The sequence below is a fragment of the Duganella sp. Root198D2 genome, from assembly GCF_001428585.1.
GTDB lineage: Bacteria > Pseudomonadota > Gammaproteobacteria > Burkholderiales > Burkholderiaceae_D > Rugamonas.
On sequence record NZ_LMIC01000018.1, the window covers coordinates 16,463 to 39,263 of the forward strand.

The 22,801-nt window shown below is 61.0% G+C and carries 24 protein-coding genes; 11 read left to right on the forward strand and 13 right to left on the reverse strand.

Annotation, left to right across the window (positions count from 1 at the left end; genetic code table 11):
• Positions 1-167: 167 nt before the first annotated feature.
• Positions 168-782: an FMN-dependent NADH-azoreductase gene (locus ASE26_RS16635; protein WP_055937002.1), complete on the reverse strand. Its 615-nt coding sequence runs from the start codon at positions 780-782 to the stop codon at positions 168-170.
• 100 nt (positions 783-882) lie between these two features.
• Between ASE26_RS16635 and ASE26_RS16640 the strand changes: the two genes are divergently transcribed.
• Both ASE26_RS16640 and ASE26_RS16645 read left to right on the forward strand, forming a co-directional pair.
• Positions 883-1,800, forward strand: coding sequence for a LysR family transcriptional regulator (locus ASE26_RS16640; protein ID WP_055936999.1), 918 nt, complete (start codon positions 883-885; stop codon positions 1,798-1,800).
• A 91-nt stretch (positions 1,801-1,891) separates the two neighbouring features.
• Positions 1,892-2,179 (forward strand): hypothetical protein, encoded by a 288-nt coding sequence (locus ASE26_RS16645; protein ID WP_057246582.1) that lies wholly within the window; start codon positions 1,892-1,894, stop codon positions 2,177-2,179.
• 12 nt (positions 2,180-2,191) lie between these two features.
• Here ASE26_RS16645 and ASE26_RS16650 read toward each other — a convergent pair whose 3' ends face one another.
• The 5 genes from ASE26_RS16650 to ASE26_RS16670 form a co-directional block, all read right to left on the reverse strand.
• Positions 2,192-2,503 carry a chaperone modulator CbpM gene (locus tag ASE26_RS16650; RefSeq protein ID WP_057246583.1) on the reverse strand — a complete coding sequence of 104 codons (312 nt, stop codon included), beginning with the start codon at positions 2,501-2,503 and terminating at the stop codon, positions 2,192-2,194.
• A 3-nt stretch (positions 2,504-2,506) separates the two neighbouring features.
• A complete protein-coding gene (locus tag ASE26_RS16655) occupies positions 2,507-3,373 on the reverse strand; it encodes a DnaJ C-terminal domain-containing protein (RefSeq protein ID WP_057246584.1) in 867 nt (288 codons plus the stop codon).
• A 71-nt stretch (positions 3,374-3,444) separates the two neighbouring features.
• The gene (locus ASE26_RS16660; RefSeq protein WP_055936988.1) at positions 3,445-3,978 is read right to left on the reverse strand and encodes a hypothetical protein; all 534 of its coding nucleotides are present in this window, start codon (positions 3,976-3,978) and stop codon (positions 3,445-3,447) included.
• A 124-nt stretch (positions 3,979-4,102) separates the two neighbouring features.
• A complete protein-coding gene (locus ASE26_RS16665) occupies positions 4,103-5,926 on the reverse strand; it encodes a hypothetical protein (RefSeq protein WP_055936985.1) in 1,824 nt (607 codons plus the stop codon).
• 200 nt (positions 5,927-6,126) lie between these two features.
• Positions 6,127-6,822: a beta/gamma crystallin-related protein gene (locus ASE26_RS16670; protein ID WP_055936980.1), complete on the reverse strand. Its 696-nt coding sequence runs from the start codon at positions 6,820-6,822 to the stop codon at positions 6,127-6,129.
• Between the two features lie 97 nt (positions 6,823-6,919).
• Between ASE26_RS16670 and ASE26_RS16675 the strand changes: the two genes are divergently transcribed.
• From ASE26_RS16675 to ASE26_RS16690, 4 genes are all read left to right on the forward strand, one after another.
• Positions 6,920-8,287: an MATE family efflux transporter gene (locus ASE26_RS16675; protein WP_057246585.1), complete on the forward strand. Its 1,368-nt coding sequence runs from the start codon at positions 6,920-6,922 to the stop codon at positions 8,285-8,287.
• A gap of 80 nt (positions 8,288-8,367) precedes the next feature.
• Positions 8,368-10,584: a S9 family peptidase gene (locus ASE26_RS16680; protein WP_057246586.1), complete on the forward strand. Its 2,217-nt coding sequence runs from the start codon at positions 8,368-8,370 to the stop codon at positions 10,582-10,584.
• 411 nt (positions 10,585-10,995) lie between these two features.
• A complete protein-coding gene (locus ASE26_RS16685) occupies positions 10,996-11,658 on the forward strand; it encodes a glutathione S-transferase family protein (RefSeq protein WP_057246587.1) in 663 nt (220 codons plus the stop codon).
• 3 nt (positions 11,659-11,661) lie between these two features.
• A complete protein-coding gene (locus ASE26_RS16690; RefSeq protein ID WP_229208169.1) occupies positions 11,662-12,423 on the forward strand; it encodes a DUF2314 domain-containing protein in 762 nt (253 codons plus the stop codon).
• A gap of 65 nt (positions 12,424-12,488) precedes the next feature.
• Here ASE26_RS16690 and ASE26_RS16695 read toward each other — a convergent pair whose 3' ends face one another.
• The 3 genes from ASE26_RS16695 to ASE26_RS16705 all read right to left on the reverse strand — a co-directional run bounded on the left by ASE26_RS16695 (position 12,489) and on the right by ASE26_RS16705 (position 15,451).
• Positions 12,489-12,695 (reverse strand): CsbD family protein, encoded by a 207-nt coding sequence (locus ASE26_RS16695; protein WP_055936965.1) that lies wholly within the window; start codon positions 12,693-12,695, stop codon positions 12,489-12,491.
• Positions 12,696-12,775: 80 nt separating this feature from the next.
• Positions 12,776-13,390, reverse strand: coding sequence for a bifunctional 2-polyprenyl-6-hydroxyphenol methylase/3-demethylubiquinol 3-O-methyltransferase UbiG (locus ASE26_RS16700; protein ID WP_055936963.1), 615 nt, complete (start codon positions 13,388-13,390; stop codon positions 12,776-12,778).
• Between the two features lie 9 nt (positions 13,391-13,399).
• Positions 13,400-15,451, reverse strand: a complete 2,052-nt coding sequence (locus tag ASE26_RS16705; protein ID WP_082507560.1) for a M13 family metallopeptidase — start codon at positions 15,449-15,451, stop codon at positions 13,400-13,402.
• A 233-nt stretch (positions 15,452-15,684) separates the two neighbouring features.
• Here ASE26_RS16705 and ASE26_RS16710 point away from each other — a divergent pair, with 233 nt between their 5' ends.
• Positions 15,685-16,500: an HDOD domain-containing protein gene (locus ASE26_RS16710; protein WP_057246588.1), complete on the forward strand. Its 816-nt coding sequence runs from the start codon at positions 15,685-15,687 to the stop codon at positions 16,498-16,500.
• A 162-nt stretch (positions 16,501-16,662) separates the two neighbouring features.
• Positions 16,663-16,929 (forward strand): flagellar protein FliT, encoded by a 267-nt coding sequence (locus tag ASE26_RS16715; RefSeq protein WP_055936956.1) that lies wholly within the window; start codon positions 16,663-16,665, stop codon positions 16,927-16,929.
• Positions 16,930-17,271: 342 nt separating this feature from the next.
• Here ASE26_RS16715 and ASE26_RS16720 read toward each other — a convergent pair whose 3' ends face one another.
• Entirely contained in the window at positions 17,272-18,453 is a 1,182-nt protein-coding gene (locus tag ASE26_RS16720) for a FimV family protein (protein WP_057246589.1), read from the reverse strand.
• Between the two features lie 140 nt (positions 18,454-18,593).
• Here ASE26_RS16720 and fumC point away from each other — a divergent pair, with 140 nt between their 5' ends.
• From fumC to ASE26_RS16735, 3 genes are read left to right on the forward strand one after another with little or no spacing between them, the layout of a single operon-like run.
• The gene (gene fumC, locus ASE26_RS16725; RefSeq protein ID WP_055936950.1) at positions 18,594-19,991 is read left to right on the forward strand and encodes a class II fumarate hydratase; all 1,398 of its coding nucleotides are present in this window, start codon (positions 18,594-18,596) and stop codon (positions 19,989-19,991) included.
• 53 nt (positions 19,992-20,044) lie between these two features.
• Positions 20,045-20,275 (forward strand): RNA-binding S4 domain-containing protein, encoded by a 231-nt coding sequence (locus tag ASE26_RS16730; protein WP_055936947.1) that lies wholly within the window; start codon positions 20,045-20,047, stop codon positions 20,273-20,275.
• A gap of 25 nt (positions 20,276-20,300) precedes the next feature.
• Positions 20,301-20,588: a DUF883 family protein gene (locus ASE26_RS16735; protein WP_055936944.1), complete on the forward strand. Its 288-nt coding sequence runs from the start codon at positions 20,301-20,303 to the stop codon at positions 20,586-20,588.
• Here ASE26_RS16735 and ASE26_RS16740 read toward each other — a convergent pair.
• From ASE26_RS16740 to ASE26_RS16750, 3 genes are all read right to left on the reverse strand, one after another.
• A complete protein-coding gene (locus tag ASE26_RS16740) occupies positions 20,568-22,178 on the reverse strand; it encodes a DUF692 family multinuclear iron-containing protein (RefSeq protein ID WP_057246590.1) in 1,611 nt (536 codons plus the stop codon). The two genes, ASE26_RS16735 and ASE26_RS16740, sit on opposite strands and share 21 nt — an antisense overlap.
• 3 nt (positions 22,179-22,181) lie before the next feature.
• Complete coding sequence (locus tag ASE26_RS16745; protein WP_057246591.1) at positions 22,182-22,445, reverse strand: DUF2282 domain-containing protein; 264 nt, start codon at positions 22,443-22,445, stop codon at positions 22,182-22,184.
• A 107-nt stretch (positions 22,446-22,552) separates the two neighbouring features.
• Complete coding sequence (locus ASE26_RS16750) at positions 22,553-22,753, reverse strand: YjfB family protein (RefSeq protein ID WP_055936936.1); 201 nt, start codon at positions 22,751-22,753, stop codon at positions 22,553-22,555.
• Positions 22,754-22,801: the final 48 nt, after the last annotated feature.

A 22,801-nucleotide genomic window follows, 5' to 3' on the forward strand; every position in this document is an offset into this window, starting at 1 on the left:
GGCCGGCGGGCCAGTGCTGCCAAGTCCACTACGGGAAAGTGAATGGTCGAGCCCGTGTCACACCATGGGGTCACACCCCAAGTGTGACACGGGCTCAAGCACGTAGCAGTCGAGTCCGTGTCACACCTAGGGTGTGACCCCAAGGTGTGACACGGGCTGGGCTGTAGTTACGCGGCGAGCAGTTGTTCGATCGACTTCTGTGCTTTGGCCAAGGTGTCGGCTACCGCTTGCTCGCCCATCGCTACGCCTTCGGCGCGGATGAACTGGACGTCAACCAGGCCGATGAAGCCCAGCACGGTGCGCAGGAAGGTGGTCAGGTGGTCATAGGCCACTGCTGCGCCTTCGCTGTACACGCCGCCGCTGGCGGTGAAGACGTAGACCTTCTTGCCTTTTAGCAGGCCTTCCGGGCCGTTGGCGGTGTATTGGAAGGTGCGGCCGACGCGGGCTACGTGATCAATCCAGGCCTTCAGCGACGATGGTACGGAGAAGTTGTACATCGGCGCGCCGATCACCACCACATCCGCTGCAAGCAGTTCGTCGACCAGGGTGTCCGATACTTTGACCACCTGCGCCTGTTCGGCATTGCGCGCCTCAGCCGGAGTGAAAAAGGCGCCCATCATCTGCTCGGTCAGGTGTGGCACCGGATTCGCTGCCAGGTCGCGCTCGACCACGGTGTCGGACGGGTTGACAGCCTTCCATTTGGCGATGAATTCAGCCGACAGTTGGCGTGACAGGGAACCAGCGCTACGCACGCTGCTGTTGATGTAGAGAACGTTTGCCATGTACTTGCTCCAAGAAAGTGGGTGATTGCAGCCATCTTAGAACGGGTTTATTATCGACGAAATAGGTTTTATAACGATAGAAATTATCGATTTTATTGATATGCGAGATCCCGGCCACCCCACCCTCGACCAGTTGCGCGTCTTCATCGCCGTCATTGACCACGGCGGGTTTGCCCATGCCGCGCGCGCCCTGCATCGCACCCAATCGGTCATCAGTTACACCATTGCCAACCTGGAAGAGCAACTGAATCTCACCCTGCTCGATCGCAGCTCGCGCAAGCCGACCCTGACCGAAGCGGGCAGGACGCTGCTGGCCGACGCCCGCGCAGTGACCAGCAAGGTGGATGGCATGCGTTCGCGCGCCAAAGCGCTTGGCATGGGCCTGGAGGCCGAACTGAGCATCGTGGTCGACGTCATGTTCCCGGCCTGCGTGCTGGTGCGCGCGCTCGAACAATTCCAGCGCGAGTTCCCGACCGTTTCGCTGCGCCTGCATACGGAAGCACTGGGCGCGGTGGCGCAAATGGTGGCTGATCGCCGCTGCCAATTGGGCGTGGCCGGCATGGCTGCCAGCGCGCCCGCAATTATCGAACGCCATGCGGCGGGCTTTGTGAAAATGATGCCGGTCTGCTCACCATTGCATCCACTGTCGCGCGAGGCCGCGCCAATCCCGACCTCGGTGCTGCGCGAGCATTTGCAACTGGTGGTGACCGACCGCAGCCCGCTGACGGAAGGCCGCGATTTCGGCGTGCTGGGCTTGCGCGACTGGCGGCTGGGCGACCTCGGCTCCAAGCACGCGCTGCTGGTCGGCGGGCTTGGCTGGGGCAATATGCCCGAGCATACGGTGATGCGCGACCTGGCGGAGGGGCGCCTGCTGCGGCTGCATACCCAGGAAGGCCGTGAGCTGGAATACCCGCTGTTCGTGATCCATCGCAGTGACGATGAACTCGGTCCAGCCGGCAAATGGCTGCGCCAGAAATTCATCGACCTCGATCACACGCTGCCGCAGGACGCTTTCTAAGCATTCCTACAGGCCAGCGGCGTGTGCACCTACAGGCTGGCCTGCAGCATCGGCCTAGCATGGAATCGCTTCAACACAAAGGAGAGCGATCATGGCATCACGCAAAGATAGCGAGCAATCGGATGATTGGCGCAACCAGGCTGGTCAAGCAGGCCAAAGTGGCGGTAACCGTCAACAAGGCCAGCACGAAAACCTGACCGGAGGCAATCAGCAATCCGACCAGGAGAGCGGCAACCAGCAATCCGATCAGGGCCGCGGCAACAAGCAGAGCGACGTCGGCCAGGGTCAGCGCCAAGGCAGTCGCGATGACTTGATGGATGAGGAAGAAGGCAACACCGGCAAGCGCGACAATCGTGGCGGCCGTGACCAGCAACGCTAGGCAGCCAAGCGGCTAGGCCATTCCGGCGGCGCGCAGGCGCGATTTCAGGCGGCGGACTTCGTCGCACAAATCCACTACCAGCGCCGCCAAATCTTCGTCCGCATCGAAATCCCGCTCAAGCTGGGCCAGGCGACGCGCCCTCCCCAAGTCCACGCTGGTGAATTGCAGGGTTTCGATGCCGCCCCCTTCCCTGCCGATCAGGATGCCGCGCTGCACGTGGTGCACGACCCATTCCGGATCGACGGCACAGGCCCGCGCCAGTTCATCCAGCGTCAACGCCTGGTATTCAAGCGGAACGCCTTCCACAATCTCTTCCTTTGGCATCGCTCATCCTCCTATTTCGCGTTGCATTTGTTCGTATAGCGCGCGCCGCTCGGGTGTATCGGCCGGCGGGGCAAAGATTTCCAGCGTGAGGTAGAGGTCGCCGGCCGTACCGGAGATATTGGCAGCGGGAATGCCGCGCCCTTTCAGGCGCAGCTTGCGGCCGCTTTGCGAATTGGACGGTACGGTCACGGTCACGCGGCCGGAGGGCGTGCTCACATCACGCTCGCCGCCCAGCGCAGCAAGCCACGGCGGGATCGGGACCTTCTCATAAACGTCGCGGCCTTCGACGCGATAACGGTCATCGGCCTGGAAAGCGATTTCGAGGAAAAGATCACCTGCCTCGGCACCATTCGCGCCGGGCTGGCCCTGCCCTCCCAAGCGCAATTGCTGGCCGGCCGTCACGCCTTTTGGAATGCTGACTTTGAGATTGCGCTGGCGGCCCAGGGAGATCTCGCGCTGGGCGCCATGATAGGAATCGAGCAGACTGATTTCGAGGACGGCATGGATGTCTTCGCCACGCATGCGGAAGCCCTGGCGGCCGCCGCGCTGCCCGCCCACATGGGCAAACAGGTCGGCAAAGAAGTCTTCGGCGCTGGCCCCTTCAAAGCCGCCGCCCCAGTCCGGTGGCGGACGGAATTCCTGGCCAGCATGGTACTGGCCGCTGCCCAGCGAATCGTAGGCAGCACGCTTTTCGGCATCGCCCAGCACGCCATAAGCTTCGTTCAGCTCCTTGGTGCGGGCATCGGCATCCGCTTCCTTGCTGACGTCCGGGTGATATTTGCGGACCAGCTTGCGGTAAGCCTTCTTGATCTCGTCTTCGCTGGCAGTCTTGGCGACTCCCAGCGTGGCGTAGTAGTCCTTGTATTCCACGCTTTACCCTCTCTGTGAAGGAGAGGATAGGTTATCAGGAAATCGCCGGATGTGGCTTCGCGATCATTCGTTCATTTCGCACCCTGGGTTCCGAAGTCATAGGAGTCAATGATCGACTGATGGCGAGCTATCTGCGCCTTCAAGGGGCTGGCCGTTGCTTCGGCGTTTGCTTCGATGGCCCTTTTATCTCTGGCGACAGATTTCATGAAGCGCGACCCAATAAAACAGCCGATAAAGATGAGCGGCATGCCATACAACGGGCCAAAGATTCCCATGGAGAAGGCTACGCAGAGAGTGAGCCCCAATCCGATTCGAACATTATTCTTGTGATTGGCATCCAGCAAAGCGCGCACTTCACGATCTCTTTTCTTGTAAATGGCTACGACGTCGGTTTGAAGGCGCTCAAGTGCAAGTTCGGATGCAGCCCGGTTTGTACCCAGCTTGACGTCGTCCAGTGCGTCTTCCAATCGGCTCAAGGAGACAATACTGCCACTGCGTTCAACGTGTTGCTGAACACCGCAGTAGCCACAAGCAAAGTCGTCGATGTCCTGCTTCACTTCGAGGCCGGCACCGCAGTTCACGCACTTCAAGGAAAGAACTTTCATACGTCCGCAATTCCATTGTTGGGAGCGCGCCAGTGTACGGTTTCATTCTCAAAACAGCAATAAACATTGCCAAAAAAAAGCGCCTTCAAATTGAAGGCGCTTCTTGTCGTGGAGTAGCCGCAGCTTAGCGGTTATATACGGTCTGCATATAGCGGCGGTAAGTATCCGTGGACTCGATCCGCACCGAACGCGCCTTGACTGTCTCGCCTGCTGCCAGTGCCGTGAGCTTGAAATTGGTGCTGAAAGTGCCTGCCGCAGTCGGCGATTCGGTCGATTCCAGACCGTTGCCGATCAGCGAGGTTTCTTCCCAGATGGAGAGCCAGGTCACCGTGCCTGGATTGACGCCGGAGACTGCCAGCGTGAGGTCGCGGGTGCTGAAGCTCGCCAGCGCTGCCAGGCTCTGCTCCGACAGCGTCGGGAAGCCGGTGCTGGCTTTCGTTTCGCTCAGGTTCAGTGGACGGCGCTGTACTTTCAGCACGTAAGTGCCGTCGGCGCTGCCGGAAGCGAAGGAGAGCTTGGCATTGGATGCGTCGTACGCGGTCAGCACATAGGCCGCGTTGTCAGGCAGGCGCGCAATGCCATCATCACCCATCGGCGAAATCGTGCCGCTGCAGTCGGTGCCCATGACATAGGTGGTCGACGAATTGACGGTGTTGCGCCACTCTTGGCCCCAGCCTGCCACGTTATAGCGCAGGCCTGCCTGCGGCAAGCCTGGGCCCATTACTACGATGTGGTCGACCAGGCCAGCGGTCGTGTTGTTGGCCGGGTTGCGGTCAACGATGTTGAAGTTGAGGCCGGTGCGGTAGCAGGTGCCGCCGGCATTAACCAGCTTGGTCATGCTGGCAAACGCTTCCAGTTCAAGCGCACGCTGGTTGCCGTGCAGGCGCCATACGCCGTCGGTCGGGCTCTTGCGGATTTTCCAGTTTTCCAGGCGGTCCAGGATCTGGCCGCCCTTGGTCTTCACAGTGAACGACACGCGTGCAGTGACCTTGGCCGGATCGCTGTAATCGACCTGGTGGATCTCGAAATCGCTGAAGGTCGCGCCTACCAGTACAGTTTCGCTGACCAGCTGACGGAGGAAGTCCTTGGCGCCCACGTCATCGTGGAGGAAGCCGTCGGAAACAAATGGGAGCAGCGCTTCAACGGTCGGCTGGCCGTTGGCGAACTGGCCGATAAAGTCGGTCAGCGCTTTCTTCACCAGCGGGGCATCGGTAGTCGCAGTGCTGATATTGTCCGCAGCCAGTTTCAGCGGGTTGGTTTCGGCGGTGGCCTTCTGCTTCAGGTCGTCGGTGATGACGGAGGCATTGGCGGTGGTGCTGATGGTTGCCACGGAGGTGGTAGTATCGACCGACACCTGGATCGCGTCCAGGGCTTTATCAAGCGGGCTGGTCAGCGGGGTGAACGGGGTACGCAGCAGGTCGGCATTGGCATCGACGCCCAGCGCGGTCAGGATAGGCTGCAGCTTTTCTTTCAGCTTGGCGACTTCGGCATCGATCGTGCTTGCAGTTGCGGTGGCAGCGTTTTTGTCGAACTGGTCGAAATAGTCGGCTGCGAGCTGGCCGCCCACGTTTGCGGCAATCAGGTCGGTCAGCTGGGTGATATTGATCTTGCCGGTGGCGTCGGCGCTGGTGGCGACTGAGTGCACCGTGTAGGTACGGCCATTGGCCATGCCCGAGGCGCGGAATACGAACGGGCCGGTCATGCCGGTCACATCGACCGAGTAAGCACCGTTGTCGCCGATCTGGGCGACCTTGGTGGCGCCTTTCGAATCCTTGACGGTCACACTGCCGGCCAGTGGGGCGCCCACGGCTGCCGTACCGTTAAATACTACCGAAACCGGCGACGTCTGCACCGGTGGCGCCGCGCTGTTCGAATCGCTGCCGCCACCGCCGCATGCGGCCAATGCCATGCTCACGGCACCAGCCAAAATCAGTTTGTTGAATTTCATTCTTCCCTCGGGTTGTTAGCATCGTCTATTTTTGTCTAATAGTCACTATTAATATTTCTATCTCACAACTATTAGTACTAGAAAGCAATGCTAACACAGGCCGGGAAGCCGCTTCAAATCTGGTGTTGCGCAAAATACGCGCGCCGCACCAACGAAAAAAAACGCGCTGGGAAGCGCGTTTTTTCGGGGGCATGTGGCGATCAGCGGACGCGGCGGATCGACGAGATGCGGTCGCTGAAGTCCCTCAGGTCCGGGTAACGGCCTGGCGCGAACACGCGGCACTGGCCGCCGAAATCAGCATGCTCACAGGCTTCCCAGGTGCCGTAGTTGACGACCATCGAGTTGGCGTTGTCATTGAAATTGACGTTGCGCATGGTGTTCAGGTCATTGTTGATCTGCACGACGCGGCCGCGGAAGCCGTTGTCATTGAACAGTTCCACCGCCGGGCCGCGCGCCTCTTCGCGGTAGTCACGGCGTTCTTCGCGACGCTCTTCACGGCGCTCTTCTTGCCAACGGTCGTCGCGGTCGCCGCGAATTGCACGGCCCCAGCCCCCGCTTCCACCGTGGTCCCGGTCGCGGCGGCGGTCAATCTCGCGCGCGGACGAGAAGTTATTGTTGAACTGGCGCAGGTTTGGATATTCGCCGCGCTCGAACACGGCGCAATGGCCCTGGAAATTCACGTGCTCGCACAGCTCCCAAGTCCCGGAACGTACCACCAGGCTCGAGGCGCGATCGTTGAAATCGAAGTCACGGAAATCGTTGGCGGCGCCGTCGGCGATCACCACGCGCTGGCCGCGGAAGTCTTCGCGCGAGAAGAGCTGCATTTCACCAGCCGAAGCGGCCTGGCCAAGAAGGGAAGTGGCCAGCAGGAAAGCGGCGGTCAAGGTATTCTTCATTACTAAATCTCCGGTATTCAGGCATCCTAAGCGCTCTAACGCGGCGCAAAGGCCGTTAGACTACCCTACCTTGTAACAAATTCCTACTGCGCAACACATGCCAACCACGATTTTGACCGCCAATTTACGCAACGAAGCAACAGCATTATGGAAATTGGCCTGGCCAGTATTGATTGGGCAGCTCGCCACTGTCGGCATGGCGGTGGCGGACGTGGCGATGACCGGCCACACCCGGGCTTCCGAGCTGGCTGCGGTGTCGACCGGCGCCGCGATCTGGTCCATCGTACTGGTAACCGTGATGGGCACCATGATGGCAATGAACACGCTGGTGGCGCATGAAGTGGGCGCCGGCAGCTACCACCGCATTCCACACCTGGTGCGCCAGGGCTTGTGGAAAGGCTTGGGCGTCGGCCTGCTCGCCATGGTGCTGGCCAACCTGTGCACCCTGCTGTTCGACCACCTGCAATTGGCGCCGGAAGTGAACCAGCGCGCGTCCCTGTTTGTGCACTTCATCAGCATCGGCCTGCCGCCGTTCGCCTGCTACCGTGCGCTGTATGGCTACAGCACCAGTATCAACCAGACCAAGCCGGTGATGGTGATCGCCCTGTTCGGGCTCGCCTTCAATGTCTTCGTCAACTGGCTGCTGATCTTTGGCCATTGGGGCCTGCCGGCCATGGGCGGCGTGGGTTGCGCGGTGTCGACCGGCATCTGCATGTGGCTGATGCTAGGCGCCATGCTGCTGTGGATGCGCATTTCGCCGGCCTATCGCGCCACCTTCCCTTTCACCCATTGGGAGTGGCCGCACTGGCCGGAAATCCGCAGCATGCTGAAGCTCGGCCTGCCGATCGGCGTCACCTACTTCGCCGAGGTCAGCGCGTTCGGTGCGGTGGCCCTGCTGGTGGCCCGTTTCGGCGTCATCGAACAATCGGCGCACCAGATTGCGCTGAACTTTTCGTCGCTGGTATTCATGGTGCCGCTTAGCCTGGGCATCGGCATGGTGACGCGCGTCGGCCAGGCGCTGGGCGAAGGCGATGCGCACCGCGCCCGTTCGGCGTCGTGGGTCGGGCTCGGCATGTCGCTGGCGTTTGCGGTGGTGTCGGCAGCCTTCATTGCCCTGTTCCGCAATGAGATCGCGGCCGCTTACACCAGCGATGCCGCCGTGCAGCAGACTTGCGTCACCCTGCTGCTGTTTGCCGCGCTGTTCCAGCTGCCCGACGCAACCCAAGTGGCGGCGGCTTGCGCGATTCGCGGCTACAAGGTGACGCGCGGGCCGATGCTGATCCAGCTATTGGCCTTCTGGGTCTTTGCGCTGCCGGTCGGCTGCCTGCTGGGATTGGGGAAAGAAATGGCGGCGGCCGGCTTCTGGATCGGGCTGGTACTTGGCCTGACGATTGCTGCCATTTTGCTCACAGCCTATTTGCGCACACTGTCGAATTCCCGGGTGGCCGAAGGAAAAACGGCATAGGGCTTAGCATTCCGAATATCCGCGGGAGAGGGTTCTGGTATTGTCTTGCGATTCGTAAGTAAACCATTCCGGGACAAACAATGCGCCTTATCCTCACCCTGGCAGCCCTGCTGGCCGCCGGTACTGCTTCCGCCGAACGCCTGACGCTGGATCGCCTGTACGCCGATCCGGCCTTATCCGGCCCCGGCGTGCGTGCCCTCAAAGTCTCGCCGGACGGCGCCCGCGTCACCTTCCTGCGCGCCCGCGCGGACGACCAGTACCAGATGGACCTGTGGGAATACAATATGAAGGACAAGACCACGCGCCGTCTGGTCGACTCCAAGGCCCTGGTCCCGGTCGAGAACCTGTCCGACGCTGAAAAAGCGCTGCGCGAACGCGCCCGCACCGCGGCGCTGAAAGGCATCATTTCCTACAACTGGTCGCCGGATGGCAAACAACTGCTGGTGCCGCTGGCCGGCAACCTGTACCTGGTGGACCTGTCCAAGCCTGACAGCGCGCGCCTGGTGGCATCGGGCAGCGTGATCGATCCGAAGATTTCGCCCAAGGGCAAATACGTTTCCTTCGTGCGCGACCAGAACCTGTTCGTGATCGACCTGGCGACCGGCAAGGAACGCCAGCTGACCACCGACGGCAAGGGCACCGTGCATAACGGCGAGGCCGAGTTCGTGGCACAGGAAGAGATGCACCAATTCACCGGCTACTATTGGGCGCCGGACGATTCCGCGATCGCCTTCCGCTGGTACGATGAAGCGCAGGTGCCGGTGGCACGCCGCTTCGAGATCTATGCCGACCGCACCGATGTGGTGGAGCAGCGTTATCCAGCCGCCGGCGACAAGAACGCCATCGTGGGCCTGAAGATCGTCTCGCCTGCCGGCGGCGAGATCCGCGAGGTGGACCTGGGCGCCAACAAGGATATCTACCTGGTGCGTGCCGACTGGAGCAAGGATTCCAAGTCGCTGTTCTTCCAGCGCCAGTCGCGCGACCAGAAGACGCTGGAGCTGATTGCGGTCGACGCGGCCACCTTGGCGCAGCGCCCGGTACTGGCGGAAACCGCGCAGACCTGGACCACCATCAATGACGACCTGCGCTTCCTCGAAAGCGGCAAGGGCTTCATCTGGTCGTCCGAGCGCACTGGCCGCAACCACCTGTACTTCTACGGCATGGACGGCAAGCTGAAACACGCCATCTCCAAAGGCGAGTGGGGCTTCGACGACGTGCTGGCTGTCGACGAGAAGGCTGGCAAGGTCTTGGTCTCCTCCAACAAGGATGCGGCTTACGACAAGCAGGTCTACGAGCTGAAGCTGGATGGTTCCACTGCCGACAAGCCAAAGCGCATCACCCAGGCGGACGGCTGGCACGATGCGTCCTTCTCCAAGCACGGTGAAGTGTTCGTGGATACCTGGTCCGACCCGGCAACCCCGCCGCAAGTGGCGATCCGCCGCCCGGACGGCGCGCTGGTGAGCTGGCTGGAAAAGAATGAAGTCAACGAGTCGCATCCCTACTTCAAGTACAAGCCGGACCAGTTGCCGGTCGAATTCGGCAATATGAAGGCGAAGGATGGCCAGACCCTGTACTACTCGATGATCAAGCCGTACAAGTTCGACGCCGGCAAGAAGTATCCGGTCTACCTGTCCACCTATGGCGGTCCGCACTCGCAGCACGTGACCCGCAAGTGGGATGGCGCGCAGTTCGACCAGTACATGGCGCAGCAAGGCTATGTGGTCTTCCGCCTGGATAACCGCGGCTCCTCGCGCCGCGAACGGGTGTTCACCGACGCCATCTACCGCAACCTGGGCAAGGTGGAAGTGGAAGACCAGCTGACCGGTATCGACTGGCTGGGCCAGCAGTCGTTCGTGGACGCCAAGCGCATTGGCGTGTACGGCTGGAGCTACGGCGGCTTCATGACCCTGCGCCTGCTGTCGCAAGGTTCGGACAAGATCGCCGCTGGCGTGTCCGGCGCGCCGGTGACCGACTGGGGCCTGTACGACACGCATTACACCGAGCAGTTCATGGATCGTCCAAGCGACAACGTGGAAGGCTACAAGCAATCGAACGTGTTCTACCACGTCGATGGCCTGAAGTCGAAGCTGCTGCTGATTCACGGCATGGCGGACGATAACGTCCTGTTCACCAATACCACCAAGATGATCGACGCGCTGGTGAACCGCGGCGTGCAGTTCGAGCTGATGACCTACCCGGGCGCCAAGCACGGCGTGTCGAACCGCCTCGCCAAGCGCCACGTGCAAACCTACATCGACGCCTTCTTCCGCAAGCACCTGAAACCGGAATCGAATTAAGGCCCGGGCAAGCGCCCTCGCCTGCCAGCCCGCCCGCGCAAGCCGGCGGGCTTTTTCTTTGCCGTGGACGCGGCATTATCCCAACTTATGCACTTCCATCATTGCAGTCGTTGTTGCCGCGTTCGTACTTTACAAAGTCCACCTTTCGCTTGAGCTTGCTTGCAATTAAGCCAGGGCATGTCAAACTCAGTCCATATCAGGAGGTCACCAATGAAACAATGGCTATCAAGATCCTTGAGTGATGAAGATCGCGCATCCAGGATCATTGCAAACTGGATGGTTGGCATATTGATGGTGTGCTTCGTCCTGGAGATCCTATTAATCTCCTACATGAAATAAGCGGAGCACTGTCGAATTAGGAATGCCTCATCCGTCGTAGTGATACGATCACCCACTACCGACGGAGGCATCATGTCCCTGCAGCTGTTCTACCATCCCCTCTCTTCCTATTCGATGAAAGCACTGATTGCGCTCTATGAAAACGGCACGCCGTTCGAGTACCGCATGCTGTCACCCGACCACGCCAGCAACTGCCAGCAGTTCGCCCAAATCTGGCCAATCCAGAAGTTCCCCATCCTGCTGGACGGCGAGCGCATGGTGGTCGAGGCCAGCATCGTCATCGAGCACCTGGCGCTTTACTATCCGGGACCGGTCAAGCTGCTGCCCGCCGATCCCAAAGGCGCGCTGGAAGTACGCATGATGGACCGCTTCTTCGACAACCACATCGCCACACCGCAGCAAAAGCTGGTCGCCGACGTGCTCCGCCCCGAGGGTGCACGCGACCCGCATGGCGTGGCCGAAGCACGCCGCAAGCTCGATAGCGCCTACGCCTGGCTGGACAAAATCATGGCAAGCCGCACCTGGGCTGCCGGAGAAGAGTTCAGCATGGCCGACTGCGGCGCCGCCCCATTCCTGCTGTACGCCCACTGGTCGCACCCGATTCCCGAAAAACACGAACACGTCGTGGCCTACCTGCGCCGCCTGCGCGAACGCCCTTCATTTGTCCGCTGCTGGGCGGAAGCGAAGCCATACCGGCACATGTTCCCGCTCGGCGTACCTGCCGGAGAGGAATAAGCCTTGGCTCATCTTGATGAACAAGTTCATCTACAATTGCCCATCCAGCAATCAAGACGGGCATTAGGACTGAACAATATGAGCAACGAAGAACTGGTTCCTCTATTTATCCCAGCACTTGGCGTGCTGTTGGTGAATATGGAAGACGAGAAGGGTAGTCCGCTCGATGAGGATGAGGTACTCGCCCTCAGGGATAAGGCCTCCGTCATGATGGTCTCCAAAGAACATTTCGAATCGATGGCGGAAAGTCGCGGGTATGCGGATCTTGATCCGGAAAATTGTTGGTACGATTGGCAGATGCTGAGGCGCAAATTAGGCAGAAAGCCCGATTTGGACCCCGGGGCACGATTCTCATTCGTCAGCAAGGATAATGAGGAATTTCAAGCGACGATCGTCGCTGCACAAGATACGTTGGGAGAATTTCGACATTTGCTCGTCGACGCCTCACAGCAGAAATTCCCTCTGGTGAAAACGTTGCTTTCGGAGCCCGACTACCGCGCCTATATATGGCTGTCTGTTGTCTCTCACGATAGCGTCGGATTTGTCGGCGAGATTTTTGAATTGCCTTCAGGGTTCAAAGAATACCTTGTGGGGGACCAAATTGAAGTGCCAGATAGCGAAGTCAAAGATTGGATGATCAATGATGAGGGCAAGCTCCACGGCGGATATTCCTTGCGATATGCGCGCTCCAAAATGAGCGATGCGGAAAGAGCGGCCTTCGATGAGCATGTCGGGGTAGAGTCGTATGTCACCATCGGCAGCTGACTGACCTATCAGCAAAAAAGAAAAGGGCCAGCGTGCACCTCGTGCATCCTGGCCCTTGGCAGCTATTACTGGCGATTGCCTCGGTCGATCAGCTCGTCAGTGGCGTCGTCGATCGCTTCACGCAGGTCGCCGCGCTGTTTCTGCAGCTTGCCTTCGACCTGGTTGGCGACACCCTTCACCTGCTGCTTCGAGCTGCCCACCAGTTCACCGGCTTCCTCCTGGATCTTACCGCCGATTTCCTTAGCCTTGCCCTTCACTTGGTCCTTGTTCATGATCCACTCCTCATTAAAAAAGTGCGACGAGCAAATCATACGAACAGGCATCGAGAGCCACTGTACGCAAGCTAACAGAACTAACCTTTACGCCAGACTGAAGCCAGCCATGGTTGCTGGTCCCGCGGCAAGCCTGCCGGGCGGTAATAGTGGTTGACTGGTTCGAAGCCTGCCGTGGTGAGCACTTCCGACCAGGTCTCAAAATCGTAGTAACAACCGTAGCGTGGGCCGTTCCAGCCTTCTTCATTGTGGCCACGCGGGTTGGAGCTGAACAGCACGCCGCGCGGCTTTAACGCTGCAAGCAGGTGCGCGATTACAGCGGGTAATACGGCACTGGGAACGTGGAACAGGGATGCATTGGCGAAGATGCCGTCGAACGATTCAGCCGGCAAGTCCAACGCGACAAAATCCTGGTGCAGTACGGTGCAGCCGCTCCAGCGCTGCGCCATCTCCACGAAGTGAGCCGAGCCGTCGAGGCCGACCGGCTCATGCCCAAGTGACTTGAAGGTGCGCAGGTCGCGGCCGGGGCCGCAGCCCAAATCAAGAATGCGGAACGGAGGTGTTCCTTCAATCGCATCGAGCAGCGCCGCGATGTTCTGGCTTACGTCGTGGTCGCGCGTGCCTTCCAGGAAGGCTTGCGCATTGCGCTCGTAATGCTCCAGCGTGCGGCGGGTGATCTGCTCGATGTCGTCCATTCCCCTACTTTACCAGACGCGCACGCGCTGTTCCGGCGCCAGGTAAAGCTTCTGCCCCGGCTTCACGTCGTAGGCCTGGTACCACGCGTCCAGGTTGCGCACGGTGTAAGTGCGCCACTTTGCCGGCGAGTGGCCGTCGGTCATGACCTGGTTGCGCAGTGAGGCGTCACGCGCTTTGTTGGCCCAGCTCGCGGCGTAGCCATTGAAGAAATCACGGTCTTGCGCAGGGGTGACTTTACCGCCCAGCGAAACGTGATAGGCATCCAGCGCTGCAGCGAGGCCGGCCAGGTCGGCCAGGTTTTCGCTCAGGGTCAGTGTGCCGTTCAGCTTCAGGTCGGGGAAGGCTTCATAGGAGTCGTACTGCGCTACCAGCTTGGCAGCAGCTTGCTTGAAGTGCTCGCCGTCTTCCTTGGTCCACCAGTCGCGCAGGCGGCCTTTGGAGTCGAACTGGGCGCCCTGGTCGTCGAAGCTGTGGCTGATTTCGTGGCCGATCACCGCGCCGATCGCGCCGTAGTTCAGCGCATCGCTGGCCTTCATGTCGAAGAACGGCGGCTGCAGGATCGCGGCCGGGAAGTTCAGCGCGTTCTGCATCGGCATGTTCACCGCGTTCACCACGTGGGGCGGCATGCACCATTCGGTTGGATCAACTTTCTTGCCCAGTTTTGCCAGTTGCTGCTTGTAGTGGAACTGCTCGGCGCGCAGCGCGTTGCCCATTGCGTCGTCAGGCTTGATTTCCAGGCCTTCGTAGGAAGTCCATTTGTCCGGATAGCCTACGCCCACATACAGGGTGCGCAGCTTTTCCTGCGCTTCCTTCTTGGTGGCCGGCGCCATCCAGTCCAGCGCATCGACGCGCTTGCGGAAGGAGTCGACGATATTCGACACCATGGTTTGCAGGCGTGCCTTGGCTTCTGCCGGGAAGTAGCGCTCGACGTACATCTTGCCGGCAGCATCCGGCAGCGCGCCATTGACTGCGCCCAGGCCGCGCTTCCAGCGCGGCGACAGCTGCGGCGTGCCGTTCATGGTGCGGCCATAGAACTCGAAACGCTGGTCGACGAAGGCTTTCGGCAGGAAGCCGCCGAAGTGATTCACAGTGTGGAAGGCCAGGAAGTCTTTCCAGGCCTGCAGCGGCATCTCGTTCACCAGCACTGCGCTGCCGGTGATCGCGCTCGGGTGGTAGACGATGAATTTGTTCTGCTTGCCCAGGCCGGCGGCGCGGAAGAAAGCGCGCCAGTCCATGCCAGGCGCCTTGGCGGCGAAGTCACGCATGGTCCAGCTGTTGTTGGCTTTCTGGATATCGGCGGAATCTTCACGGCTGCCGTGGGCCTGCGCCAGTTTGCGCTCCAGTTCATAAACGCGCGCGGCGCGGGCTTCCGGTTCGCTGTAGCCGGCCAGTTTCAGCATGGCGGCGATGTGGGCCTGGTAGGCGGTGCGCAACTGGTGCATGCGCTGGTTGTCGTCCAGGTAGTAGGCGCGGTCCGGCATGCCCAGGCCGCCTTGCAGGATGTAGGGGGTGTAGTGGTTCGGGTCGGTCAGGCCCTGGGCGATCCAGATGCCGAACAGGTTCTCGGTGTAGAAATTGGTGGAATTCAACGGGTCCACGTCGGCGCGGATGGAAGCGGCCAGCGCGCGCACCAGGGCGGCCTTGTCCTTGATGGCGTCGATCTTTTCCAGCTCCGGCTTGAGCGATTTCAGGCCATGCGCTTCGATGGCCGCTTCATCCATGAAGCTGCGATAGAAGTCCGTCACGCGGCGGGTATCGCCGGTGGGCGACTTGGCAGCGGTTTCGTCGATCAGCTTGACGATGCGCTCATTGGTCGCGTCGCCCAGGGCGGAACCTGCGCCCCAGCTGCCTTTGTCGGCCGGGATCTGGGTCTTGGCCAGCCATTCGGCGTTCACATGGCCAAAGAAATCGTCGCCCGGCAGCGGGGCGGCGTCCTGCGTTTGCGCGGCTGGGGCCGGGGTTGCCTGTTGGGCAATCGCCGGGGCCAGCCCGAAAGCGGCTCCACAGAAGGCCAGGGTAATGGCCAGCTTGAGCGGCGTGACGCGAGTGGATGCTTGCATTTTTTGTATCCCTATCTAGTTATAAGTGGCGGAATGAGCCAGGTTGCACTCTAACGGCAACACAGGCGCAGCATCGCCCAATTGCGACAGACTGCAAATTCCGGGGATCAAATGCAAAAAGCTGGGAATGCTGTGCGGCCCTGTCAACGTTTGTCGAAAAACTTGCTGCACTCCCCTCTGGAATCGCTATATAGTTTCACCCACAGCAACGCCGAATTTAGAGGAGATTTTTCATGAAGCTCGAAGCACTGTTCCAGAATCCAACTGCGTTGCCAACCGCCCCGAAGGTTGTTGACGAATTGATCAGCAGCTTCGACAAGGCCAGCGTCTCCACCGAGGAAATCGCCAAGAAACTGTCAGCCGACCCGGTGCTGAGTGCCAAGCTGCTGCGCCTGGCCAACTCCGCCTATTACCATGTGTCGCGCTCGATCGGCACCGTGGAAGATGCCATCCTGATGCTGGGCTTCGTCACCGTGCGCACCCTGGTGATCAGCTCCGGGCTGGTGAGCGGCTTCAAGACCGTGCCCGGGATGGACCTGCGCCAGTTCTGGCGCTACAGCCTGCGCACCGCGGTGGGAGCCAAATTCATCGCCAAGGCTTGCAAGCAAAACACCGACCTCGCCTTCACCATCGGCATGATGCATGCGATCGGCCAGCTCGTGATCCACGCCGGCATGCCTGAGCAGGCCAAAGCGCTCGACAAGGAAGCCGGCCCGCTGGATGAGCGCCGCCTGGACACCGAAAAAGCCGCGCTGGGTTACACCTATGCCGACGTCGGTGCCGAGTTGGCCAGCCGCTGGAAATTCCCGCCGACCTTCGCCGAAACCATTGCCGCCATCCCCAATCCGGGTGAGAACGAGCTGGCTGCGGTGATTCACCTGGCTGGCTGGCGCGCCCGCGTTGATGAGAACAAACTGACCCCAGAACAAATCGCTGCCTGCTATCCAAGCGCAGTGGCCGAAAGCCTGGGGCTGGAAGAAAACGCCCTGATTGATCAAATGCCATCGCTGGATGAACTGAGCGCCGGCCTCGACGAACTGATCTCCTGACCGCTTTGCTTGAGATTTGCCGTTGCGACCCTTGGGATGGGGGCGCAACGGCAATTTTTTTGGGAATTTTCCAATTATTTTTCAAAACGACCCTAAAGTCCCTTCCGAGCCTGACGTTAATCCTGACATGCGGTACTCCGCGCACAGAATCCAAGGCTCAAAATGTCCTCGACCCAAGTTCTCGCTACCTACGAAAAAATTGCCGGTTTGACCAGCCAGATGGTAGGCGCCGCGCAAGCCAGCGACTGGGATTCGCTCGACCGCATGGAAAACCAGTGCGCAGCGACTTCGGTAGCCCTGATGGGTGGTGCGGCTCCGCTGCAGGGCGATGCCCGCCAGCGCAAGATTGAACTGCTGAAACAGATCATGGCCAACGACCGCGCCATCCGCGACGTGACCGATGCCTGGCAGGATCGCCTGAACGGCTGATTCCAGCAAACGCAAAGAAAGCGCCTCCGGGCGCTTTTTTATTTTGCCCACCTTGGGGTCAGGAACGAATGCGGACAAAACAAAGGCGCCCGCTTGGGGCGCCTTGGAATTGGGAGGGGCGAGCACCAGGTATCTCCTGGTGTCGCCTCAGCGCCGGTTGCACCCGGCGTTCAGATCGCCTCAGTCGGCTATGAACTGCTTCCGGAAGGGGTCGTTTCATCAACGTCGCTCTGCGGTTCGCGTCACACTATCGGTGGTGACTGCGGCAGAACCCGGTCCGTGTGAACCCAGTATAACGCAGGTAAAAAAATCTTGTCCAGCACTGGAATGCAACGGTAGTTACTAGTGTGCAGCAACCTCCACCGCGTCTTCCAGGACTGGCACATCATCTTCCGTACTCCCCTTGCTGCGGAAGGATTGCCAGATCTTTAACGGACCCTTCGCCTGGCGTTTGCGCAGGAAGTAGATCAGGCCTGCAAGTGCTGCCAGGCCGGCGAGCACGCCACCTGCAATCATCATCAGCCGGCTGCGTGGGTTGGCCGCCAGGTCCGCGGCGACACCTGGCTTGACTGGAGTCGCGCCGGGTTTGCCGGGTGCTGCGCCTGGCTTGGCCGGCGCTGGAACCGCTTCGGTTTTGGGTACGGGCGCCGGCCCAGGTGTGGCGCTGGCGACAGCCGCAACGGCGGCGGGCGCCACCACGGCAGTCTGCAGGCGCTGCACTTTGCTTTCGATATCAGCCAGTTTGCTTGTCATGGCTTCGCATTGCCGGATTTGGGCCTCTACCACTTTGGCAGGTGCGCAGGATTGGGCAGATGCGCTGGCAGGCGGAGTGGCAATTGGCGCAGGTGAGGCTGCGGGCTTTGCGGTCGGCTTGCGGGAAGGCGGCGGCGCCTCGGTCGCGCGGCTCGCCTCGGCCTTCGGCACAGGAAGCGGTGCCGCCTGCGGTGCCGGATTGGCGGCCTGCTGCTGGGCCTTCGCCAAGGCGACTTGCTGGCGGTGCGCGAAGGCGCGTTGCGCCGCCTCGCTCAATCCGGCCTCGCCGTTATCCGGCACGACGGGTTTCGCAGCAACAGCAGCAGCAACAGCAGGCATTGGCTCCGCAGCCGGCGTCGCAGCTAGATTGACTGTCCGCTGCCCTGGCGGCTCCGGCGTCAGCCAGATCGAGGCAGCGCGGATGATCTGCCGTCCTCCACTATTCAACTCCAGGAACAAGTGCAAAGCATCGGCATGCACCGGCTGCAGCGTGGTCAAGTGCACGAAGCGCTTGTTATCGCGCCTGGCGATAGAAATATACAGCCCGCTGAGCGCGGGCGGCATCGCCACGTTGGCGCCTTTAAAGACGTCTGGATTTGCCAGCTTTGCCTGCACATCGGCCAGGTCGGCCGCCGTCAGGTCGACCAGTTCAATATCCGCCGAAAGCTGCTGGCCAACGTGGGAATTGACCTTGATCTCGCCCAGTTCGGCGGCGCGCAACGAGCCGCATAAGGCGGCAAGCAGCGGCAGCGCGAGGGCATGAATGGTCAATCGTTTGCTTAGCATGGAAGACAGGCCTATTACTTCAATGTATTCATTAACGGCAGAATATCCCGATTTTGTAGGCCTCGGCAGGGCGAGTCGCATTGGCGTTAGAATTCAGACATCACTTTCAAACGAGGGAGCTTTACATGAACAGCAGAACCGAGCGCGACAGCTTTGGTCCGATTGAAGTTCCAGCCAGCCAGTTGTGGGGCGCCCAGACCCAGCGCTCGCTCGAGCATTTCCGCATTTCCAGCGAGCGCATGCCGGTCGAACTGATCGCCGCTCTCGCCAGCGTGAAGCGCGCCGCAGCCAAGGTGAACGTCGATCTTGGCGTGCTCGATGGCAGCAAAGCCAATGCCATCATGCAGGCAGCCGATGAAGTCCTGGAGGGCAAACATGCGGGTGAGTTCCCGCTGGCGGTCTGGCAGACCGGTTCCGGCACCCAGTCGAACATGAATATGAATGAGGTGCTGGCCAATCGTGCTTCCGAGCTGCTGGGCGGCGAGCGCGGCGAAGGGCGCAAGCTGCACCCGAACGATGACGTCAACAAGGGCCAATCATCGAACGACATCTTCCCCACTGCCATGCACGTGGCGGCCGCGCAGGCTGTGGCGAACAACGTACTGCCGGCCCTGCGCCAGCTGCGCACCACGCTGCAGGCGAAGGCGCAGGCGTTCGAGGGCATCGTCAAGATCGGCCGCACCCACCTGCAGGATGCAACGCCGCTGACCCTGGGCCAGGAGTTTTCCGGCTACGTCGCGCAACTGGACTATGCCGAAAAAGCGATCGAAGCCACCCTGTCCGCCGTGCTGGAACTGGCCGCCGGCGGGACTGCGGTCGGCACCGGCCTGAATTCGCATCCTGAATATGCAACCCGCATTGCCGCCGAACTGGCAAGCCGCCTGAAGCTCCCCTTCCGCACCGCCGATAACAAGTTCGCCGCGCTGGCCGGGCATGAGGCCCTGGTATCCGCCCATGGCGCACTGAAAACCCTGGCTACCGCCTTGATGAAGCTGGCCAACGACGTGCGCTGGATGGCCTCCGGTCCGCGCTCAGGCCTGGGCGAAATCAGCATCCCGGAAAATGAACCGGGCAGCTCGATCATGCCGGGCAAGGTCAACCCGACCCAGAGCGAAGCGTTGACCATGCTGTGCTGCCAGGTGTTCGGCAACGACGTGGCAATTACAGTCGGCGGCTCGTCCGGCAACTTCGAGCTGAATGTCTTCAAGCCGCTGATTGCGCACAACTTCCTGCAAAGCGCCCGCCTGCTGGCCGACGGCATGCGCAGCTTCGATGAGCATTGCGCCCACGGCATCGAACCGAACCTGGGCCGCATTGAAGAGCTGATGGCGCGCTCCCTGATGCTGGTGACCGCGCTGGCCCCGCATATCGGTTATGATCGCGCCGCACAAATTGCGAAGCAGGCGCAGCATGAGGGCACCACCTTGAAAGAAGCGGCATTAGCCCTGGGTTTTGTGAACGAAAGCCAGTTCAATGCGTGGATTGTTCCACTGGAGATGACCAAGCCAGGCGGCAAGGGTTAATGCCAGGTGGGAATACAACACCTCCGCGCCAACCCAACAGAAAGAGGATTAAAATGCAGAAAGTAGATTTCGAATTGACAGGCGAGTACATCGAGCTGAACCAGCTCCTGAAGGTGGTTGGCCTGTGCGACAGCGGCGGCGCCGGCAAGCAGATTGTGGCTAGCGGCGATGTCAAGGTCGACGGCAAACAGGAGTTGCGAAAGACGGCGAAGATCCGGGCGGGCCAGAAGGTTCGCCTGGGCGACGTGCAGATCGAGGTTCATGCCGAGGGCAGTGCGGCCTGATTGATCCGCGCGGAGGGGTAGCTCCATGAATGGTCCCGACGAGAAGCATGTGCAGTCCCAGGAACAATTGATCGGCGACCTGCGGCAGGTCATCGAGAATGCCGAGGAGCTGCTGAAAAACACCGATCACTACACCAGCGTGCTGTACCAGTCAGCACGCGCCAAGCTCGCCCAGGCTTTGCTCGCTGCGAATGAAGAGCTGGAACGGTGCGAGGATGCGCAGCTCTTGCGCATGATCGAAACGACCCACCGCGCTAACCTGCTGCACCAGGACTTGTCCGGCGAGGACAAGTTAATGCGGGCGTTTGACTAGGATTTGCTGCTGCAGCCATTGCTGCAGGCTGGCGGCCAGATCGAAGTTTTCATCCAGCGCAAAAGCGGCGTCTAGTGCGGCGCCGAATGTTTTCCCTTCTTTTAGTTCCTGCAGCGCCGCGAATTGCGCTGCTTGCTGCGGCGTGACCTGGGCTGTCCAGGCGGGGCGGCTGAGCAGTGCGCGGCTTGGCTCATCCATCTTTTGCGGGAATTCCATGCCCTGGTGAGCGAGCCAGAGGGGCACGACGGCCCATGCCGACTCGAAGAGCCGGGCTGTGGGCTGCCAGGGGAAACTTTGCTCTTCCACGGTGTGCGGGTTGATGTCCTGCGCTTGCAGCGCCAGCTCGTGCCGCGCGTAGTGGATGCGGTGCAGTTGCCATTCCAGGCGGGCCATGTCGGGCAGGTAGGGCAGGTCTTTGGCGTGCTCGAAGCTGCGCAGGAAGGATTCCAGGTGGGCGCCGAATCGGTTCAGGTCGCCGCTGTCAGAGGGGTGGGCGCGGCCGTATTCGCGCGACAGGCCGGTGAAGAATTCCTCGCCGACCAGTTGGGCGATGACGGGGTAGGCGGCGGCCAGGGCCTTGGTCCAGGTCGACGTCAGGTTGCCCCGGTATAGGGCGAATCGTTCCGCGTGCCTGAGCTGAAGGGCTGCCTCGGCGGCGGGGGCGAACAAGGCCTCGGCAAATGACTGCTGCTGCGCGGCCAGCGCGTCTTCGCTGCCGCGGGGAAAATGTCCACTTTCGTTCCTGACCCCGGGGTGGACATTTGCTGGGGGGAAGCGGGTGGCGATGGTGGCGGCTTTGGCGGCTTCGCCGAGCAGGACTTCCAGGGACGGGATGTCGGTGTCCCATTCGACCAGCGTGGGGACGGCGCCGAAGCGGGCCAGCGCTGCTTCGTACAGGCGCCAGACGGGATCGGCGACGGCTGCGCCGTGGTGGTCGACTACGGCATCGGGGGTGACGAGGTGGCCGGCGAGGTGGATTTCTCCGACCGTGCCGGGGGCGATTGCCGCCAGCGCTGCCATGGCGTCTTCTTCGTGGTTGCACTGGTTGACGTAGAGGTTGTTCACGTCGAGCAGCAGGCCGCAGCCGGTGCGGCCTGCCAGGGCGGCGAGGAATTCGGCTTCGCTCATGGCGTCGTCGGCGAAGCGCACGAAGCTGGAGACGTTTTCGAGCAGGATGGTGCGGCCAAGCGCGTCCTGCATGCGCCCTACCCGCTCTTCCAGCAAGTCGAGCGCGGCGTGGTTCAGCGCCAGCGGCAGCAGGTCGTTCAGGTGGCGGTCGAAGACGGCGCCCCAGCACAGGTGCTCGGAGATGAGCGCGGGCTGTATGCGCTGGGCCAGGCTGGCGATGCGTGTGAGGTGGCCGGTGCTGAAGCCGCGTGCGGAACCAAGGCCGAGGCCAACGCCGTGCAGGCTGAGCGCGTAGTCGCGCCTCAACTCCTGCAATACGTGGAAGTCGCCGCCGGCCTGGTCGAGGTAGTTCTCCGTGTGGACTTCGAGCCAGGCGGCGCGCGGCCGCTGCTCAAGGAATTGGCGGTAATGCGGCGCCCGCAATCCAATGCCAACCCCATGGGCCGCGGCATGTGGCGCCATGGGTTATTTGGCAGGTGCGCTGGTCTTGCCGCCGGCTTTTTCGCAAGTGCCTTTGGCGACGAGCTTCCATTCGCCTGCCATATTGTCGGACTTGGCCTGGTTGGAGCAGCCGTGGGTGCCGGTGGCGCAGTCATTCTGGCCGGCCTTGGCGATGCCGTAGCACTTTTCCTGTTCCGCTGGCTTTTCCTGGGCTGCGGTGGCGACGGTGGTAGCGGTGGCGCAGGCAGTGGCCAGGGCGGCGGCGATCAGGGCTTGACGGTTTTTCATGCAGGGTTTCCTCGGTAGGTTTGCAGGTGTGGGATTAGACCATAAAAAAACCCGCTGGCACCGGTGCCGGTGCGGCGGGTTTCCTGTGGCCTGCGCGTCTTGCGCGATCAGGCGGTGGTATTGATGTTCTGGCCGAGGTGGGATGGCAGGCTGGCCGCTGCCGGCGCTGGCGGGATCGCTTCGATCAAGGCTTGGGCGCTGGAGGCTTGCACGTCTTGTGCTTTTTTCAATACGGCGTAACCGATCTCGGTACGATTGCTCGTATCGGCCATTGTCGTTGCCAGCCTTGCAATGCTCATTGCATCCATTTATGTCTCCCAGATATACCTATCCTAATTTACGGACAGCTTTGGGCA